General features: G+C 61.5%; 18 protein-coding genes, 1 tRNA gene and 1 pseudogene. 14 read left to right on the top strand and 6 right to left on the bottom strand.

Annotation, left to right across the window (positions count from 1 at the left end; translation table 11 throughout):
• Window positions 1-84: 84 nt before the first annotated feature.
• Window positions 85-1,296 (bottom strand): MFS transporter, encoded by a 1,212-nt coding sequence (locus tag NE850_RS30930; protein ID WP_310699814.1) that lies wholly within the window; start codon window positions 1,294-1,296, stop codon window positions 85-87.
• Between the two features lie 213 nt (window positions 1,297-1,509).
• On the opposite strand from NE850_RS30930, the gene NE850_RS30925 reads away from it, so the two are divergent.
• The 3 genes from NE850_RS30925 (at window position 1,510) to NE850_RS30915 (ending at window position 4,403) form a co-directional block, all read left to right on the top strand.
• The gene (locus NE850_RS30925) at window positions 1,510-2,163 is read left to right on the top strand and encodes a HugZ family protein (protein WP_007179628.1); all 654 of its coding nucleotides are present in this window, start codon (window positions 1,510-1,512) and stop codon (window positions 2,161-2,163) included.
• Window positions 2,164-2,558: 395 nt separating this feature from the next.
• Window positions 2,559-2,861 carry an H-NS family nucleoid-associated regulatory protein gene (locus NE850_RS30920; RefSeq protein WP_007179626.1) on the top strand — a complete coding sequence of 101 codons (303 nt, stop codon included), beginning with the start codon at window positions 2,559-2,561 and terminating at the stop codon, window positions 2,859-2,861.
• A 300-nt stretch (window positions 2,862-3,161) separates the two neighbouring features.
• Complete coding sequence (locus tag NE850_RS30915) at window positions 3,162-4,403, top strand: cation diffusion facilitator family transporter (protein WP_007179625.1); 1,242 nt, start codon at window positions 3,162-3,164, stop codon at window positions 4,401-4,403.
• A gap of 67 nt (window positions 4,404-4,470) precedes the next feature.
• Here the strand turns inward: NE850_RS30915 and NE850_RS30910 are convergent, their stop codons facing one another.
• The 3 genes from NE850_RS30910 to NE850_RS30900 all read right to left on the bottom strand — a co-directional run bounded on the left by NE850_RS30910 (window position 4,471) and on the right by NE850_RS30900 (window position 6,290).
• Window positions 4,471-4,929, bottom strand: a complete 459-nt coding sequence (locus NE850_RS30910; RefSeq protein ID WP_006050474.1) for an Lrp/AsnC family transcriptional regulator — start codon at window positions 4,927-4,929, stop codon at window positions 4,471-4,473.
• A gap of 90 nt (window positions 4,930-5,019) precedes the next feature.
• Window positions 5,020-5,649, bottom strand: a complete 630-nt coding sequence (locus tag NE850_RS30905; RefSeq protein WP_310699813.1) for an exonuclease — start codon at window positions 5,647-5,649, stop codon at window positions 5,020-5,022.
• Window positions 5,646-6,290, bottom strand: coding sequence for an MBL fold metallo-hydrolase (locus NE850_RS30900; protein WP_165184286.1), 645 nt, complete (start codon window positions 6,288-6,290; stop codon window positions 5,646-5,648). Before NE850_RS30900 ends, NE850_RS30905 begins: the two co-directional genes overlap by 4 nt.
• Before the next feature lie 635 nt (window positions 6,291-6,925).
• On the opposite strand from NE850_RS30900, the gene NE850_RS30895 reads away from it, so the two are divergent.
• Complete coding sequence (locus NE850_RS30895; protein WP_405044908.1) at window positions 6,926-7,528, top strand: septal ring lytic transglycosylase RlpA family protein; 603 nt, start codon at window positions 6,926-6,928, stop codon at window positions 7,526-7,528.
• 126 nt (window positions 7,529-7,654) lie between these two features.
• Here the strand turns inward: NE850_RS30895 and rsmI are convergent, their stop codons facing one another.
• The gene (gene rsmI / locus NE850_RS30890; RefSeq protein WP_007179621.1) at window positions 7,655-8,533 is read right to left on the bottom strand and encodes a 16S rRNA (cytidine(1402)-2'-O)-methyltransferase; all 879 of its coding nucleotides are present in this window, start codon (window positions 8,531-8,533) and stop codon (window positions 7,655-7,657) included.
• Between rsmI and NE850_RS30885 the strand changes: the two genes are divergently transcribed.
• The 8 genes and pseudogenes from NE850_RS30885 to NE850_RS30850 all read left to right on the top strand — a co-directional run bounded on the left by NE850_RS30885 (window position 8,532) and on the right by NE850_RS30850 (window position 13,592).
• Complete coding sequence (locus tag NE850_RS30885; protein WP_232064085.1) at window positions 8,532-9,044, top strand: YraN family protein; 513 nt, start codon at window positions 8,532-8,534, stop codon at window positions 9,042-9,044. The two genes, rsmI and NE850_RS30885, sit on opposite strands and share 2 nt — an antisense overlap.
• 217 nt (window positions 9,045-9,261) lie before the next feature.
• Window positions 9,262-9,849 carry a phosphoheptose isomerase gene (locus tag NE850_RS30880; RefSeq protein WP_007179619.1) on the top strand — a complete coding sequence of 196 codons (588 nt, stop codon included), beginning with the start codon at window positions 9,262-9,264 and terminating at the stop codon, window positions 9,847-9,849.
• A 26-nt stretch (window positions 9,850-9,875) separates the two neighbouring features.
• Complete coding sequence (locus tag NE850_RS30875; RefSeq protein WP_007179618.1) at window positions 9,876-10,670, top strand: BON domain-containing protein; 795 nt, start codon at window positions 9,876-9,878, stop codon at window positions 10,668-10,670.
• Window positions 10,670-11,017 carry a c-type cytochrome gene (locus NE850_RS30870; protein WP_035518433.1) on the top strand — a complete coding sequence of 116 codons (348 nt, stop codon included), beginning with the start codon at window positions 10,670-10,672 and terminating at the stop codon, window positions 11,015-11,017. Before NE850_RS30875 ends, NE850_RS30870 begins: the two co-directional genes overlap by 1 nt.
• A gap of 76 nt (window positions 11,018-11,093) precedes the next feature.
• A tRNA-Ala gene (locus tag NE850_RS30865) sits at window positions 11,094-11,169 on the top strand.
• Between the two features lie 173 nt (window positions 11,170-11,342).
• A pseudogene (locus NE850_RS30860) lies at window positions 11,343-11,877 on the top strand (tyrosine-type recombinase/integrase); the annotation flags it as partial.
• Window positions 11,878-12,371: 494 nt separating this feature from the next.
• Window positions 12,372-13,013, top strand: coding sequence for a TetR/AcrR family transcriptional regulator (locus NE850_RS30855; RefSeq protein ID WP_165187308.1), 642 nt, complete (start codon window positions 12,372-12,374; stop codon window positions 13,011-13,013).
• Between the two features lie 168 nt (window positions 13,014-13,181).
• Window positions 13,182-13,592 (top strand): VOC family protein, encoded by a 411-nt coding sequence (locus NE850_RS30850; protein ID WP_007179615.1) that lies wholly within the window; start codon window positions 13,182-13,184, stop codon window positions 13,590-13,592.
• Between the two features lie 93 nt (window positions 13,593-13,685).
• Here the strand turns inward: NE850_RS30850 and NE850_RS30845 are convergent, their stop codons facing one another.
• On the bottom strand, window positions 13,686-14,258 hold the full coding sequence (locus NE850_RS30845; protein ID WP_007179614.1) for a TetR/AcrR family transcriptional regulator: 573 nt from the start codon (window positions 14,256-14,258) through the stop codon (window positions 13,686-13,688).
• 335 nt (window positions 14,259-14,593) lie between these two features.
• Here NE850_RS30845 and NE850_RS30840 point away from each other — a divergent pair, with 335 nt between their 5' ends.
• Both NE850_RS30840 and NE850_RS30835 read left to right on the top strand, forming a co-directional pair.
• Window positions 14,594-15,862 carry an aromatic ring-hydroxylating dioxygenase subunit alpha gene (locus tag NE850_RS30840; protein WP_007179613.1) on the top strand — a complete coding sequence of 423 codons (1,269 nt, stop codon included), beginning with the start codon at window positions 14,594-14,596 and terminating at the stop codon, window positions 15,860-15,862.
• 20 nt (window positions 15,863-15,882) lie between these two features.
• The gene (locus NE850_RS30835) at window positions 15,883-16,293 is read left to right on the top strand and encodes a hypothetical protein (RefSeq protein WP_007179612.1); all 411 of its coding nucleotides are present in this window, start codon (window positions 15,883-15,885) and stop codon (window positions 16,291-16,293) included.
• The last annotated feature ends 2 nt before the right edge of the window (window positions 16,294-16,295 follow it).

The raw sequence follows: 16,295 nt of genomic DNA, 5'->3' as shown, positions 1-16,295 counted from the left end.
GCGGCCCGCACGTAACGTAACGTCAGGCGCGGACGCTTCGCACGGACCTCGCGTGCTTCGACGCAGCAGCGGCGCGCTTGCGCGTCAGATCTTCAAACGCCGCAGCACCTTCGGGCCCGCGAGCGCGATCAACGCGGAACAGATGGCGACCACTGACAACCCGATCGGCAAACTGCTCACCTGCGCCACCGCGCCAATGATCACCGGCCCGAGCAGCAGCCCGAAGTACGCCAGGCCGGCAACGTGCGCCAGTCCTTCCGCCGCGTGAATCCCTTTGACGCTCGCCGCCGCCGCGAACAGCACCGGCATCATGTTCGCCAGACCGAGGCCCATCATCGTGAAACCGATCAGCGCCGCGACCGGATTCGGCAGCAACAGCGCGCCGACCATCCCGACGCAGGCGAGCGTGGCGCTTGCCATCACCAGTTGCGGAGCGCCGAAGCGGGCGCGCACCGCGTCGCCGGCGAAGCGCGCGGCCGCCATGCCGCCCGAGAACGCCGCGTAGGCGGCGCTCGCCAGCGCGGGCGAGGCCAGCACGACGTCACGCATATAGACAGTGGCCCAGTCGTACATCGCGCCTTCCGCGATCAGCGCGACCAGCGCCATCGCACCGAGCGCCCACAACGCCGGCGAGCGCCAGCGGTTGGCGCGCGGCGTGGCGGAGTCGGGATGATCGGCGTGCGGCACGTGCGGCAGCACGGAAGGACAGGCGGCCAGCAGAACGAGCGCGCTGACCGCTGCGGCCAGCGCGAGGTGGACCGCCGGTGCCATGCCGCGCGACAGCAGCGCGCCGCCAACCGCCGCGCCCGCCATCCCGCCGACGCTGAACATGCCGTGCAACGACGACATGATCGGCTTGCCGAGCGCTTTTTCGACGGCGCTGGCCTCGGCGTTCATCGCGACATCCAGCGTGGCCATGCCCGCGCCGAAGGTGGCCAGCACGACCAGCAGCAGCCAGTACGTCGGCACGACCAGGATCAGCGCCGCGCATACCGCCATCACGAGGCCGCCGGTCAGGCAGGCGCGGCGCGTGCCGACCCGCGCGATCCATGAAGCATTGGCCGCCATCGCGCCGATCGAGCCACCGGCTACGGCCAGCAGCGCAAAGGAGAGCATCGCCGCGTTCAGGTGGAAACGGTCGCGCACCGTCGGCACATGCACCCCCCACGACGCGTACATCATGCCGGCGATGAAGAACACCGCCATCGTGGCGATACGGGCGCGCTGCCGCGCAGTGTCGGACAGGTCGCGGTGAGCGGCGGGGAGGGCGGCGTATTCGGAAGAGCGGTCTGACACGGAGATCTCGGAGGGGACGCGGGAGAAAGCGCGTTGAAAGCGAAATTCCGATTCTAACGAAGCATGCTGTTTTATGCTGGAAGGCGGAATTCGCATATTTGCGGTTGTTCGGCTCAGCTCAGCTTGACCGGTCCGGACTCGGGCGCATCTGCCTCGGGCAGTGCGCTTGCCGCTTTTCTGTGATTCGCCGCTGATCTGTCAAGGAACACACACTTGAACATTCCCGCTCACGCCCCGCTGCATCTGTTGCACACCGCCGCCGTCGGCACGCTCGCCACTCACGCGCGGCAGCCGGAAGGCTTTCCTTATCCGTCCGTGCTGCCGTTCGCACCGGATCCGCAACATCGTCCGACGATCCTGGTGAGCCGACTGGCCGAGCATACCCATAACCTGCACGCCGACCCGCGCGCCGGTTTTCTGGCAGTCGACGCCCCCGACGGCGACGTGCTGAGCGGCCAGCGCGTCACGCTGCTCGGCACCTTCGAACCGGTCGACTCGACGCCCGAGGTCGTGCAACGCTATCTGCGCTACCACCCGGACGCGGAGCGCTATCTGGTACTCGGCGACTTCACGTTCTGGGCAATGCGGCTCGAACGGCTGCGCTATATCGGCGGTTTCGGAGCAATGGGATGGCTGGGTGGCGCAGAACTCGATCCATTGCCGCCACTCGATTTCGATGAAGAGAACGCGCTAATCGCCCAATTCACCGGCCATGCCGAAGGAATTCAGCTACTCGGAGTCGACCGATATGGCGCGGATCTGAAAGTGAACGGAATGCGAAGGCGTTTTGTCTTCGACGACGCGAAACTCAATACCGGGAACCTGCGCGCGGCGCTCGAAGATTGCATGCAGCGCTACGCTAATTAGCGCTTTTAGCGCTGTTTTGGGGAAAACACTCATGCGTAATTACGCGACAAACGGCCGTAGCGATATGTTATGGCCGTTCGTGTACAAGCTTTCATGGCATGAGATGTTGACGGCAAATGGCACCTTCAATTTTCATATTTTGAGAGATAATCTCGTAATTATTGATGCCGACTGTGTTTTTCAGCAAAATCTGAAATCAGCTATTTGAAAGGGAGCCGCGCGATACGGAGGCGGCCGGAAATTTTTTGAAACGAATTCAGATTAATTTAACATCTGCGCTTTTGTAGTTTTTCTATTTTGTGTTAATCTCGCTATCAAATTCCGAGGCATGATCACCTTCAAAGGGCAAGCTGGCTTCAGACTGGCAGTCATTTATCCAAACCACAAGGGAACCTATGTCTTCCTACAAGGAACTACTCGCACAGCGCGAGAAGCTCGAAAAGCAGATCGAAGAAGCAAAGTCGCGCGAATACGCGGAAGTGTTGAATGAGATCAAGCAGAAAATGGCCGACTACGGCATTTCACTGACCGAACTCGGCGGCGGCCGTGCCGCCAAGGGCGCTAAAGCCGCTCGTCCGCGCGCAGGTGTCGCACCGAAGTACCGCGACCCGGATAGCGGCAGCACATGGTCTGGCCGCGGTAAGCCGCCGCGCTGGATCGCAGGTCTGGATCGCGAGAAGTTTCTGATCCAGAAGTAAATGCGTTGAGCAGAGGGTAATGCTTCTGCCCATCAGTTAATACGAATAGCTTCAATCAGATGCACTTTTCTTATCGCGTCTGTCATTGCAACAGAGAACCGCGTACCGTTGAGGGCGCGGTTTTTTATTGCCGCGGCAAAACGCCACGATTTTGTCGCGCATACTCCACGAAAGTGGAACGCGAATGCTTTTCGTTTAGATAAGCAGCTGATTTAAAAAGGAATTTTTGATGTGCCCCGGGCGCGTGCCGGGATGCGCCGGGTAGAATGCACGCATTGAACTTTTCAGTCCGCTTCTAACATGCCTGCCGCCGCTGCCCAGTCCGCCGAAAAACATCGCATTGCGCGTAAAACGACTTTTGTCAGTATCGCGCTCAATGCCGTGTTGATGACGCTGCAAATCGTTATCGGCGTGTTTGCCCACTCCCAGGCATTGGTCGCCGACGGCGTCCATTCCCTCGCTGATCTCATTTCCGATTTTGTCGTGCTGATCGCCAATCGACACAGCGGGGCGAAGCCCGACGCGGATCACAATTACGGGCATAGTCGCTATGAAACCGTGGCGTCGTTATTTCTGGGTGCGCTTCTGATCTCGGTGGGCGTCGGTATGTTGTGGCGGGCCGGAACGCGCCTCGCCGATCTGCAAAACATTCCGGCCGTGCATATGAGTGCGCTCGCGGTTGCGGTGCTGGTTCTGATTTCCAAAGAGAGTCTGTTCCGCTACATGCTGCGCGAAGCGCAACGTGCGCGTTCGGCCATGTTAATCGCCAATGCCTGGCATGCGCGCTCGGACGCGGCGTCGTCGCTGGTGGTCGCAATCGGTATTGTCGGCAGCCTCGCCGGCGTGCGCCTGCTCGATCCGATTGCCGCGGCCATCGTCGGCTTCATGGTGGCGCGCATGGGATGGATGTTTGGTTGGGACGCGCTGCAAGACCTTTCCGACCGCGCGCTCGACGACGCCACCACCGCGAATATGCGCGCGTTGCTGCTCTCCACGCCCGGCGTGCGCGACGTGCATGAAGTGCGTACACGCAAGATGGGCGATTTCGCGCTCCTCGACGCGCACATTCTGGTCGATCCGCTGATTTCCGTATCGGAGGGACACTACATCGCCGAGTCTGCGCGTCTGCGCGTGCTGACGGATAGCCGCGTGCTCGATGCGTTGATTCATGTCGATCCCGAGAACGACGCGGTTGCGCACCCGCCCGTCGATTTGCCGACTCGCGAGCGAGTGACCGCGGAGGTGAACGCCGCATTGGCGCCTCACGGCATGAAGTTGGCGGCGGTCAACATCCACTACCTGAGCACGGGGTTGGATGTCGAGGTGGTGCTGCCGGATATGTCGTCGCGGGTATCGGAAAGGGACGTGCAACGGCTTGGGCGAATTGACCTGGCCGCGCTCAGGGCGCGTCTGAGGGCTCGCAGACTGGACGTGTTGCAGGAATTGGGCACGTCGTCAGCCGAAACCGCTTCGGCAATCGAGCCAAAGACCAGCATGGCTGTTGACTACACGAAGGCTACGGAACCTCACAGCGCCACCTGACGGCAGCGTCGCGCGCGCATGCTGCTGCACGGCGCGCGACAAACGACAAACGTCAGCGATCAGCGCGTCACAACGGCAACTGCGTATCGAATTTGATTTCGCGCAGCACGACGCTAGTACGAACCTGCGCGACGGCAGGAATCTTGAAGATGCGTTCGTGCAGGAAGGTGTCGTAGGCCTTGATGTCCGGCGCGACGATCTTCAGGATGTAGTCGGACTCCCCGGTCGTGCTGTAGCACTCGGTGACTTCCGGGCAGGTGGCGATTTCCCGCTCGAACTGTTCCACGCCGCCTTCGGTGTGTCGCGTCAGGTGAATATGCGCGAGGGCGCATACGTGCAGCCCGAGCTTTTCCCGATCCAGCAGCGCCGTATAGCGCTGGATCACCCCCGATTGCTCCATGTCCTTGATGCGCCGCCAGCATGGGGTACTCGACAGGCCGACCTGGTCGGAAATCTCTTGCACCGAGCGGCGTGCGTCGAGCTGCAGCAGGCGCAGGATTTTTTGAGAGAACGTATCGAGTGTCAACTGCGCCTCCGTTTGCGTCGCCGTATCAACGCATGGTAGAGGGGGCGAAAACGAAACGCAATGTAAAACGGCCTCGACGAGGGAGATTACCTAATTTGCCGGTTCCTCAGCGGGGTTTTGTCCTGTGCCGTCCCCATCTTTACCGGCCGCGAGTGTGATCGCCTGACTGGCGCGTAGATCCTTCAACATATTGCAGAAAAGCGCGCCCTGTTCGATCGCGTCATCCAGCGCGACATGCGTATGCGGATGCTCGTCGAACCAGTGTTTCGGAAAGCGCGGCTTGATGTTCTTGCGGTACGGCAGCCCGGTCATGGCGAAGGCCAGCGTCTTGATGTCGAGCGCCGACCACGAAAACGGACAGCGGCCGACAAACCGCATCATGTACCAGAACATGTATGTGAAGTCGAAGCCCGCCGGCATCGCCACGAACACCGGCTTGCCCGGCAACGCTTCGACCCAGTCGACGTACGCCGTCAACGCGGTCACGGGCGTCTGCAAATCCTTGCGGCAGGCTTCCCATGCTTCGGGCTGGGTCTTCCACCACGCTTCCTGCACGGGATGCGGCCTCGCTCCCTCGAGCAGTTCGAGATTCGCCGAGAAGGTTGCGATCAACCGCTTGTCTTCGGTGTAGGCCGCGGAGGCGAAACTGAGCATGGAATGCGGACCGGGAATCGGGCCGTCCGCTTCGACATCGGTGCTCACGTAGATTTCGCTGCTCATGCCTCGACTCCATCGGCGACATACGGATTGGTGCGGCGTTCGGCGCCGAACGTGGAAGTTGGGCCGTGCCCCGGGACGAAAGTGACGTCGTCGCCGAGCGGCCAAAGTTTTTCGCGGATCGAGCGCACCAGATCCGCATGATTGCCGCGCGGAAAATCCGTGCGCCCAATCGAGCCGGCGAACAGCACGTCGCCCACCAGCGCTAGCCGATGCGCGCGGCTGAAGAACACCACATGGCCCGGCGTGTGGCCCGGACAGTGATAGACCTCGAGGATTTCGTCGCCGAAGTGCACGGCTTCGCCGTTCTGCAACCAACGGTCCGGTTCGAACGCTTCGGCAGCGGGAAAGCCGAAGCGCGTGCTTTGATCGGGCAGCTTGTCGAGCCAGAAGCGTTCGTCGGGATGCGGACCTTCGATCGGCACGCCATAGTGCGAGGCCAGCGTCTTCGCGCCGGCGCAGTGGTCGATGTGCCCGTGCGTCAGGAAAACTTTTTCGACGCTCACGTTCTGCCTCGAGATTTCGCCCTGGATGATGTCGAGATCGCCGCCCGGGTCGACGACGGCCGCGCGCCCGGTTGCCTCGCAAACGAGCAGCGAGCTGTTCTGCTGGAACGGCGTGACGGGGATCAAGGTGACTTTCATGGATGAGCGCGCCGCTGGAAAAACGTTGATTGTACCGGCCTCTCGTCCATCCCCGCCGAGCTGCTGAAGCCCCGTCGCAGCGGGCTTTCCTCTGCCCATTTTTGCAGCAGGAGTGAAAATTCATCAAGGTTTTCAGTCGGTTGTCATCCCGAAATTCTGTTTTAGGTATAATGCTCTCCATGCACAGGGAACTGTGCTGCCACAAGGCGATGCGTCCCCATCAAAAATGGGCACGCGGATCGCCACTCAAGTATGGGCTGTCGCACTTATGGACAGCCATCAGGTATCGATGCATTCGATGCACACGTCTTGCCCAGCCAGGCGCCACGCGCCTGCTACGGATTAAATGCCGTGACGCTGGGTGGGGCCTACGCCGCCGTTCCTGCACGCTGAGTTTCGCGCGCAAGAACGTGTTTGCCACGTTCGATGGCGGCATGTGGGGTCTGGTCAGGCTGCCGGGGACAGGTTGCGCCAGACGTGAAAATTAACCGTGCGGTAGCGGCTAAGTGAGCCGCATCCGGGCTTTGACGTACTGCGCTCATCTGCGTGGCGCGTTGTCGTCCATTGCCGCCGGAGTCGCAGGCAACACGCTCAACTTTCGCGTGATGCGGCTCGACAATGTGATTGCACGTCTTATGAAAACTCGGTTATCCCGTGGTCTGGGGACTCTTTTTGCCTTTTTTGTGCTGGCGGGTTGCGCAACGCCTCCGGGCGCCGGCAACACGTCGGACAGCGGCGTGCCGCAGAGCACAAAAAATACGCAGGCGGGCTCCTTCGGACCGCAAGCTTTCGGTAGCGCGCCGGCCTCCGACGTGACCACCCAAGGCTCTGCGTTGGCCGATGCAAAGCCTCTCACGGATGAGGGTTCCGGCGTTTCGGACTTTCATCAGACGGGGCGCGCTTCGTGGTACGGCCGCGGCTTTCATGGCCGCCGTACCGCCAACGGCGAACGCTACGACATGCACGCGCTGACTGCGGCACATCGTACGTTGCCGCTCGGCTCCTATGTGCGCGTGACGAATCCGGCCACGTCGCGCTCGGTAGTCGTGCGCATCAACGACCGCGGCCCGTATGCGCGCGGCCGGGTGATCGATCTGTCGATGGCCGCCGCCGCCGTGCTCGACATGCGTCACGCCGGTACGGCGCGGGTCCAGATCGAAGGTCTGACGCAGCAGGAAGCACGTGCTGCTCGTGACGAAATGCTGGCATCGAACTCGGATTCGAGCGCCGAGAAGTGATGTAGCGGCGGCGGGCGCGCTTCACGTGTGCGCTTCGCGGTGCCGTGGAGGATGGTGGGCGCTCGCATCGTGTCCGCAGAAAACGCAGGGCCGCATCGCGCGGCCCTTGTTGTTTGCCTGTCAGCTTTATTCTTCGTCTTTCTTCAGCGCCAGCGCGCGTGCGTACAGCGCGTTGCGCGACGCTCCGGTGATAGCCGCCGCTACTTTGGCCGCGCTGCTCACCGTCAACTCTTCCAGCAGAATCCCCAGTAGCGCGTCGTGATCGTGTTCGCCGGCGGTTTCCGGTTGCGCGCCTTCCACTACCAGCACGAATTCGCCGCGCTGCCGGTTCGGATCGGCAGCGAGCCATGCTGGCCCTTCGGCCAGGGTGCCGCGATGCAGCGCTTCGTGTAACTTCGTCAATTCCCGTGCGACGAGCAGCTTGCGCTCGCCGCCGAATGCGTCCGCCAGCGCCTGCACCGTTTCGACGATCCGGTGCGGCGCTTCGTAGAACACCATTGCGTGAGGGTGGTTCGCGAGCGACTGCAGCGTCGCGGCGCGCGCCTTTGCTCTCGGCGGCAGGAAGCCGAGGAACGAGAACGTCGCGACCCAGTCGCCGGCCGCACTCAACGCGGTCGCGAGGGCGCTTGCGCCGGGCAACGGAATGACGGGAAAGCCGGCTTCACGGACCGCGTCGACGAGCTTCGCGCCGGGGTCCGAGATGCCGGGTGTGCCCGCATCGGAGACGTAGGCCACACGCTCGCCCGCTTGCAGATGCTCGATCAGGCGTAGCGCCGCAGCCCGCTCGTTGTGCTGATGCACCGCGACGAGCGGCTTCGAGATGCCGTAGCGCGCGAGCAGTTGGCCCGTGTTGCGGGTGTCTTCAGCTGCGATGCGGTCCACCAGTCCGAGCACATGCAGCGCGCGCAGCGTGACGTCGGCAATGTTGCCGATCGGCGTGGCCACCACATATAGCGCGGCGGTCGGATATTGCTGCCCTTGCGCGAGTTCGGAGAGAGGTGTCATGAGGCAGAAGACGCAAACAGACGGAACGAGGCCGCCATTGTGCCACGCGGTGCCGGGCGACCCAGGCGACCTTGGCGACCGGCAGACGGTGCGCGCGGTAGCGTCGATCGGCGCATTCGGCACGCCGCACAACTTTTCGGCGCCCGTTGGGTCCAAACTCGTCGGCGCGGCCTTCGAGGCGCGCGCGCAGGAATTTTTGCAGCGGCAGCGTTTGCGGTTCGTCGCGCGCAATGTGGCGTGCCGCGGCGGCGAGATCGATCTCGTGATGCGCGAGCGTGACGGCGCGCTGGTGTTCGTCGAAGTGCGGGCGCGCGCGCAGCGCCGGTACGGCGGCGCGGCGGCGAGTATCGGTTGGCGGAAGAAACAGCGCATCGTGCGTGCCGCGCAGCATTATCTGGCGACCCGTAGCTCGCAGTCGCGCGATCAGCCCGCTTGCCGGTTCGACGTGATCGCGTTCGAAGCCGGGCGGCTCGTGTGGTTGCGCGATGCGTTTCGTGCCGACGAAGTCTGACGCCATGCGCGGAGAACGCGCGTGAGTGCGATAAACTTGCGCTCGCGTGCAGGCCACGGGATAACGTCGACAACGCAGGAAGCGGCGCAATTCGTGATGGTTTTGCGCACATGCACTGCGTTGCCGGTCAGCTTCAACGGAGCGGCACGAGTTCGCAATACGACTTCACAACACGGCCGCGCATTGCGGTCCACTCGCGGTAGAAGATAGAGACTCGATGTCAGTCGAACGCATTCAACAACACTTCCGCGACAGCGCGGCAGTCAAACTCGAAGCACTCGAAACCCTGTCGATGCCGATCGCCGCTGCGATCGACACGATGTTCGCCGCGCTGGCCAACGGCAATCGCATTCTTGCGTGCGGCAACGGCGGATCGGCGGCCGACGCGCAACACTTCGCGGCCGAACTGATCGGCCGCTTCGAGCGCGAGCGGCCGGGCTTGCCGGCGATTGCGCTGAGCACCGACACGTCGGTATTGACCGCCATCGCCAACGACTATTCGTTCGAACAGATTTTTTCGAAGCAGGTCTGGGCACTCGGCCAGCCGGGTGACGTGCTGCTGGCGATCACCACGTCCGGCAATTCCGCCAACGTGCTCGCCGCGATCGAGGCCGCGCACGAGCGCGAAATGATCGCGGTCGCGCTGACCGGCAAGGGCGGCGGACGCATGCAGGACGTATTGAGCGATACCGATATTCACGTGTGCGTGCCGTCGGATCGCACCGCGCGTATCCAGGAAGTGCATTTGCTGACTATCCATTGTCTGTGCGACGGCATCGATGCCATGTTGCTGGGCGAAGACTGAGACCGATTCCGAAGGAGAGCTAGTTGATGAGCGTATTCCGCGTCAAGAAGACACTGGTGAGAACCGTGCTGGTGGTTGGGTTCGCGGCGGGGCTGTCCGCAACATTGCAGGGCTGCTTTCTCGCCGTTGCCGGCGCGGCGGGCGGCGGCGCGCTGGTGGCGACCGACCGGCGCACGCTCGGCGCGCAGACCGAAGATCGTGAGTTGCAGGTGAAGGCGCTTTCGCAGATCAGCCAGAACCTGCCCGACAACGCGCACGTGAACGTGACGGTGTTCAATCGCCGCGTACTGCTGACGGGCGAAGTAGCGGGGGATGTGTCGAAGCAGCGCGCGGAGACCATCGTGCGTGGTTTGAACAACGTCAGCACGATCGTCAACGAACTGGCGATCATGCCGGCGAGCTCGTTTTCGTCGCGCACGAATGACACTTACCTCGAGACGCGTGTGAAGACCGCATTGATCGCCGAGAAGAACATTTCGGCGAACAACTTCAAGGTCGTGGCCGAGCGGGGCTCGGTGTATCTGATGGGCCTCGTAACGATGGACGAAGGCAATCGCGGCGCGGATGTCGCGAGCCGCGTGCCGGGCGTGGTGCAGGTGGTGAAGGTGTTCCAGTACATCCAGCCGCAGGAAGCCGTGGCAGCCGCCGCTGCGGCGGGGACGGCGCCCATAGCGGCATCGCAACCGGACGCGAGCGCGGCGACTGTCGGCGCTATTCCTGATTCGTCGGTGAGTTCGCGGCCGCTGGAGCAGCAGGCGCCGGCGCCGGTCAGCAATTCGAATTCGGTACATCCGGGTAATCCGAAGGCGACGACGCCATGATGCGCGAAGTTGCTGTTGCGGTGAGCGTGCTGATGGGTGGTGTGCTGACGGGTTTGGGCGTATCGGCTGCGCGAGCTGCGGATACGCCGCGCGGGCAACTGGTCGCCAACGCGAACGCGTGCATGGGATGTCATGCGGTGGACCGCAAGCTGGTCGGTCCGTCGTTCCAGCAGATCGCCGCGAAGTACAAGGGTGACGCGCAAGCGCAGGCGAAGTTGGCGCGCAAGGTGAAAGAGGGCGGCTCCGGCGTGTGGGGCATGATTCCAATGCCGGCGCATCAGACGATGAGCGATGCGGATATCCGCACGGTGGTGGATTGGGTGCTTGCGGGTGGGGCGTCGAGGTGAGGTTTGGTGCCGCTTTTTGCTGCCTTTTGGGGCTTGGCAAAATGGAAAATGCCTGTGCTAGAATTGCTTGGATGTTGGGGGGGTAGCTCAGCTGGGAGAGCGTCGCGTTCGCAATGCGAAGGTCGGGAGTTCGATCCTCCTCCTCTCCACCACGATCACATCCGAAGTCGTCCGAGATTGTCCGAAAATCCCGCAGCCGAAAGGCTCGCGGGGTTTTTTACGTCCGGCGAAGTCTGGCTACATTCATTGACGTCTCGGGGCATGAGGGGGCACATTCGGGGGCACGTTAGATGCCCCATAGGCTGATGCCCCCACGAAGTTTTGAATGCCCCTCACTGATGTCGAGGTTCGCAGCGAGCGCCCGCGCGAAAAGGCCTACCGTCTTACTGACGGCTCGGGCATGTACTTGGAGTCTCTCCGGCAGGCGGAAAGTACTGGCGGTTCTAATACCGATTTGCAGGCAAGGAAAAGCGGCTGGCGCTGGGCGTCTATCCAGATGTGAACATGAAAGAAGCGCGTGCATGTCGCGATGAGGCTCGTAGGCTGTTGGCCAATGGCGTCGATCCGGGCATTGAGCGCAAGGTGCAGAAAGCAGCAACGGTGGAGCGCGCCGCAAACAGCTTCGAAGCCGTTGCCCGTGAGTGGTTTGCGAGGCATGCGCCGGGATGGGCAAAGACCCGCGCCGACAAGATCATTGCCCGCCTCAGAAGGACGTGTTCCCTTGGCTGGGTGGCCGGGCAATCGCGGAGATTAAAGCCCCTGAAGTATTGGCGGTACTGCACCGGGTCGAAACTCGGCGCGCGCTCGATACCGCCCATCGAGTCCACCAAAACTGCGGTCAGGTCTTTCGCTATTCCGTGGTTGCCGCGATGCGTCGGGACTACTTATCTGTTGTCTCGATATTTTTGCAAAGCACGCACTGTCGAGCGATCGGCGATTGCTTCGCCATGTCGGCTCGCCGCTCATAGAGGTGGGTGTGGCTGGTCGGATCGGAACTCGTACAGGCAGAGCCTGTGACCAGATCCTCTACCAGGGCGACCGCCTGTCACTCCTTCCAAAATGAACCATGCGCGCCCGAGCGTCGTTGACTGTGTGCACCGGGGCGGATATGCACGCTGCATGATTCTCAATGCGGGGATTGGCGCGAGCGGCAGGCATCATTGGATCGCTATATCCCGATGCTGTTTAACAAATGTGTGGTTTGGTACGCGTCAAGACGCGCTATCGCCAATGCACCTGATCGGCCAGCCTGGACATGCGAGTTGCACCTCCTGCCTGTATGCTGAAAAGCCGTGGCCAGATAAGAACGGCGCACACTTCCACCCATGCGGCAATCCGCAACGACGGAGCACACATGACTCACTCTTCACGCCCGAGCATCACTCGCCTGCGCAAGACGCCGAGCCAGGCGCGCGCCGAGGAAACAGTGGAATCGATCATCGAGGCGGCTGCTCAGGTTCTGGAAGCCGAGGGGCTCGAAGGGTTCAATACGAACGCGATAGCCCGGCGCGCGGGCGTCAGCATCGGCTCGCTATACCAATACTTTCCTGGCAAGGATGCGCTGACGGTCGCGCTTATCCAGCGAGAAACCAGGCGGTTCTACGACGATGCAGCAGCCGCGCTGACTCAACGGAGCGGTAAAGCCGCGCTCGAGTATCTGATTGGCGCATCGGTGCGCCAGCAGCTACAACGACCTATGCTGGCGAAGCTACTCGACGTGCAGGAGAGCAGCCCTGCATTGCGTGGCGAGGTCGAGAAAGTGGAGTTCGACGCGTTGGTCGTGGCGATCGTCAGGCGTGTGGCACCGCGATTCGAGCATCCTGAAGTGGCCGCAGCCGATCTGCTCGCGATCGTCCAGGGCCTGACGGACGCAGCAGGCGAGCGCGGGGAGCGCGACCTTGAAAGCCTGGAACATCGCGTGCGCGCGGCCGCTTTCGGCTATCTGTCGAGGGTCGCGAGGCGCGGCAAGCATTCGGCGCGAGCGGGCGGAATGTGAGCAATCGGCGCGGCACGATCGTGCCTCCCGGCCCGTCTCGCACACCACACGGGGAACTCGCGGCGCACGATCAGGCGATCGCAATGCGAGTTGTTGAATGCGAGCTTTTACTTATATTCTGACGTCGTCGGGCAGAGGTGCCCACAGTTATTTGAAGAGAGACCGACGATGAATGATCTGATCAGCAACATGAAGCTCAACCACCTGAGCTTTCCCTCGGCAGACACGGCTGCTACCGCGCAGTTCTTTGAACAATACCTCGGCTTCACCGTGTCGGGCGTCTGGGAGAAGTCCTACATACTTAAGCGCCCCGGTTTCGACGTGGTGATCGACCATGCCAGTAACGATGTTCCGGCTTGGCCCCGGGCGTTCCATGCTGGGTTCGAACTCCCGAGCCTGAAAGCCGTGCGGGAATTATATGAACGCTTCAAGGCGGATGGCGTAGAAATGGAGACGGAAGTTTTCAACAATGGCCGCGGTTCACGCTTTTTCTGTCGGGCACCGGGTGGTGTGATGTTCGAACTGAACACGCGTGCAGACGCCGCGCCCGAGTATCGCGATTCTTTCCAGAACGGCTGACAGGGTTGCAGAACTGACTAACGCTACCGTGAATAACGCTAGCTCAACTGTCAACGCCAACACATGCTGTAGCTAACGATGTGTTGGCGTTACCTATTCGCCGAAGAGCAACTTCACCATCAATTCCGCAATGGCGTCCATATCTCTCAGGTCACCAATCCGATGGTTGATAACAAAGCCGTCGAACGCCATCCAGACAACGTGGGCGAGGAGATCGTCACGCACGATAGTTTGCCTTTCCTCCGGCAACGTCTCACGGATCAATGCAGAAATGACTGCTTCCACCCGGGCAAGAAGTGAATTCGGTTTCCCCATTTTCTCGGGCGCGCTCGCGAGCGCTTCGATCAGCGAGTTTGCGAACGAATGGTCCGCGGCCGGGATGTCATTCCAGATTCCAGTGAAGATTCGGCGCAACTTCGTGCGTGGGGTTCGCGCCATCTTCACCGCGTGTTTGAGCTTTTCGAGTTCGCGCATGAGCCAGGGCTCGTAGATCTCGTAAAGGATCAGCAGCTTTGAATCGAAATAGACGTAGAGATTAGCGACCGTCGTTCCAGAAGAACGGGCAATCTCGGTCATGGTCGTCGTCGTGTAGCCCTTGCGGCAGAACAGATCGAACGCGCCGGCTACGATCGCGTTGCGCATCTCGGGTTTTTTGACTTGAGGCACGGTGTTTTAGCTAACGGTATTTGCTATTGAAAGGTACGTCATCATACCGTGGCGCGACCGTCCCGCCAACGACAACGCCAGACAGAGCGGATTTGAACCTTCCGCGGCGCGCCGTGGCGCACGTTTCCGCGTAATTTCCCAACATTCTCGTCATCTTTGGCTGAAACGCCCGCCGTACCTAAGGCAGGGGCCATTCCGTTTTCATCGGCAATCAAAATCTGTTGACACAGCTATTTTTTTAAAAAAGAATGACATTCAGTATTTAAACGATGAGCGCGGATGCTGCGCGTCGCTGAACGAGGCCTGCATCAGGCCCCGCAACGGAGAGAATGAAGATGGAAGGCATGAACCCCGGCGAGGGCCTGACCGCCCGCTATCCCGAGATGGGCACCGGTCCGATTCCAGTCGAGCCCTACGTATCCCCTGAATATTTCGCACGCGAAAAAGAGGCGATCTTCAAGAAAACGTGGATCCACGTGGGGCGTGTTGAGGAAATTCCGAAACCGGGCGATTACTTCGTGAAGGAACTCGCCGCCTGCGATACCTCGATAATCGTCGTGCGTAACAGGCAAGGCGAGATCCGAGCGATGCACAACGTGTGCTCGCATCGATTGAACGAGATCGCGTATGAAAGCTGTGGCAGCGCGCGCAAGTTTTTCTGCAAGTTTCACGGCTGGGCCTACGATCTCGACGGCAATCTCACAGGGGTGCCCGAGGAGCAGTGCTTCTTCGATCTCGACAAGTCGCAGCACGGTCTCACCCGCGTGGCTTGCGACGTCTGGCAAGGCTTCATCTTCGTCAATATGGACCCCAACCCGGCGCTGTCGCTGGCTGGTTTCATGAAGCCGATGTTCGGCAGTATCGAAGGCTATCCATTCGACAAACTGACAGTCGGCTTCGAATGGAGCACGGTCGTCAACTGCAACTGGAAGCTCGCGCTCGATGCGTTCCAGGAGGCGTATCACGTGGCGTACGTGCATGGCCATTCGATTGCTGACGCGATCGACAAGAGCGACGGCGGCAGCATGCCGCCGCTCGACGCGCTGTGCGGCGAGTTTCATCGGCGTCTGTCGCTCGCGGGAAACCAGAAGTCGGTGTATGGCAATCCGAAGGCGCTGACTTCGGGCGGCGACGCGGCGAAAGCCGCGTTGACCGCGACCACGCGGCCCATTGCGGCCGCGGCGCTGCGCAACGGCATGGGCAACACGAAGCACGCGTTTCCCCTCGACGCCTTGCCGGCAGGCGTCAACTGGACCGGAAGCCCGAACTGGCTGTTCGACATCAACGTAGTTTTTCCGGACTTCTATTTATCGTTGCGGCCGAACTATTGCCAGGCCTACAACTTTCGCCCGATCTCGCATAACAGGACGTTTTTCGAGGCGCGAGTCTATTACCCGGAAATGAATGGCGCGGGCGGCCGCTTCTTCCTCGAATACATGAAGGTCGCGCTGCGCGACGTGCTGCTCGAAGACCTGAGTACGCTCGAGCGCACGCAGCGCGCCGCCGAGACCGGCGCCAAATCGCACATGGTGCTGCAGGACAACGAACTGCTGGTGCGCCACAACTATCACGTCGTCGAGCGGATCGTCGCCGCGGCCAACTGATTTCATCCAGGAAGCGAATCATGCAGACCCAGGTCATCGCCATGCCCATTTCGCGCAGCTCGCGCGCCGACGCGGCGCCGACGAGCTTGCCCACGCTGCCGGACGTATTCGCCGATCTCGCGCCGTTCGCGCCGGTGTGGGCGCTCGACACGGAGACGAAGCGCAACATGCAGCGCCATGCTGCGTCGATGGACGAGATCAAGGCGTTCGGCGACGCGATCCTGCCGCGCGTCGACGACATCGTTGCATATCTGAACGGTTTCGCGCTCGACGCGCTTCCGCCCGACTGCGCAGTGCTGATGCAGATGCTGCTGTCGCTTGCCGAAATCGCGCCGGCGCTCGAATTCTATGGGCAACAGGCGGTGATCGACGGATACGATCCACGCCGCTTCGTCGCGAGCGAAACCTTCGTGATGCGCCCGCCGCTGTGATG

Source organism: Paraburkholderia sp. USG1, assembly GCF_031570135.1.
GTDB classification, from domain to species: domain Bacteria; phylum Pseudomonadota; class Gammaproteobacteria; order Burkholderiales; family Burkholderiaceae; genus Paraburkholderia; species Paraburkholderia dioscoreae.
The sequence above is the reverse complement of the archived record's forward strand: the minus strand, read 5'-3'. Positions and strand labels throughout refer to the sequence as shown.

Bases quoted from the DNA above. Each gene is read 5' to 3' on its own strand.
- NE850_RS30840 (WP_007179613.1), top strand. From the start codon at position 14,594: ATGGAAGGCATGAACCCCGGCGAGGGCCTGACCGCCCGCTATCCCGAG.
- NE850_RS30920 (WP_007179626.1), top strand. From the start codon at position 2,559: ATGTCTTCCTACAAGGAACTACTCGCACAGCGCGAGAAGCTCGAAAAG.
- NE850_RS30855 (WP_165187308.1), top strand. From the start codon at position 12,372: ATGACTCACTCTTCACGCCCGAGCATCACTCGCCTGCGCAAGACGCCG.
- NE850_RS30850 (WP_007179615.1), top strand. From the start codon at position 13,182: ATGAATGATCTGATCAGCAACATGAAGCTCAACCACCTGAGCTTTCCC.
- NE850_RS30900 (WP_165184286.1), bottom strand. From the start codon at position 6,290: ATGAAAGTCACCTTGATCCCCGTCACGCCGTTCCAGCAGAACAGCTCG.
- NE850_RS30915 (WP_007179625.1), top strand. From the start codon at position 3,162: ATGCCTGCCGCCGCTGCCCAGTCCGCCGAAAAACATCGCATTGCGCGT.
- NE850_RS30880 (WP_007179619.1), top strand. From the start codon at position 9,262: ATGTCAGTCGAACGCATTCAACAACACTTCCGCGACAGCGCGGCAGTC.
- NE850_RS30835 (WP_007179612.1), top strand. From the start codon at position 15,883: ATGCAGACCCAGGTCATCGCCATGCCCATTTCGCGCAGCTCGCGCGCC.
- NE850_RS30905 (WP_310699813.1), bottom strand. From the start codon at position 5,649: ATGAGCAGCGAAATCTACGTGAGCACCGATGTCGAAGCGGACGGCCCG.
- NE850_RS30870 (WP_035518433.1), top strand. From the start codon at position 10,670: ATGCGCGAAGTTGCTGTTGCGGTGAGCGTGCTGATGGGTGGTGTGCTG.
- NE850_RS30875 (WP_007179618.1), top strand. From the start codon at position 9,876: ATGAGCGTATTCCGCGTCAAGAAGACACTGGTGAGAACCGTGCTGGTG.
- NE850_RS30895 (WP_405044908.1), top strand. From the start codon at position 6,926: ATGAAAACTCGGTTATCCCGTGGTCTGGGGACTCTTTTTGCCTTTTTT.
- NE850_RS30885 (WP_232064085.1), top strand. From the start codon at position 8,532: ATGAGGCAGAAGACGCAAACAGACGGAACGAGGCCGCCATTGTGCCAC.
- rsmI (WP_007179621.1), bottom strand. From the start codon at position 8,533: ATGACACCTCTCTCCGAACTCGCGCAAGGGCAGCAATATCCGACCGCC.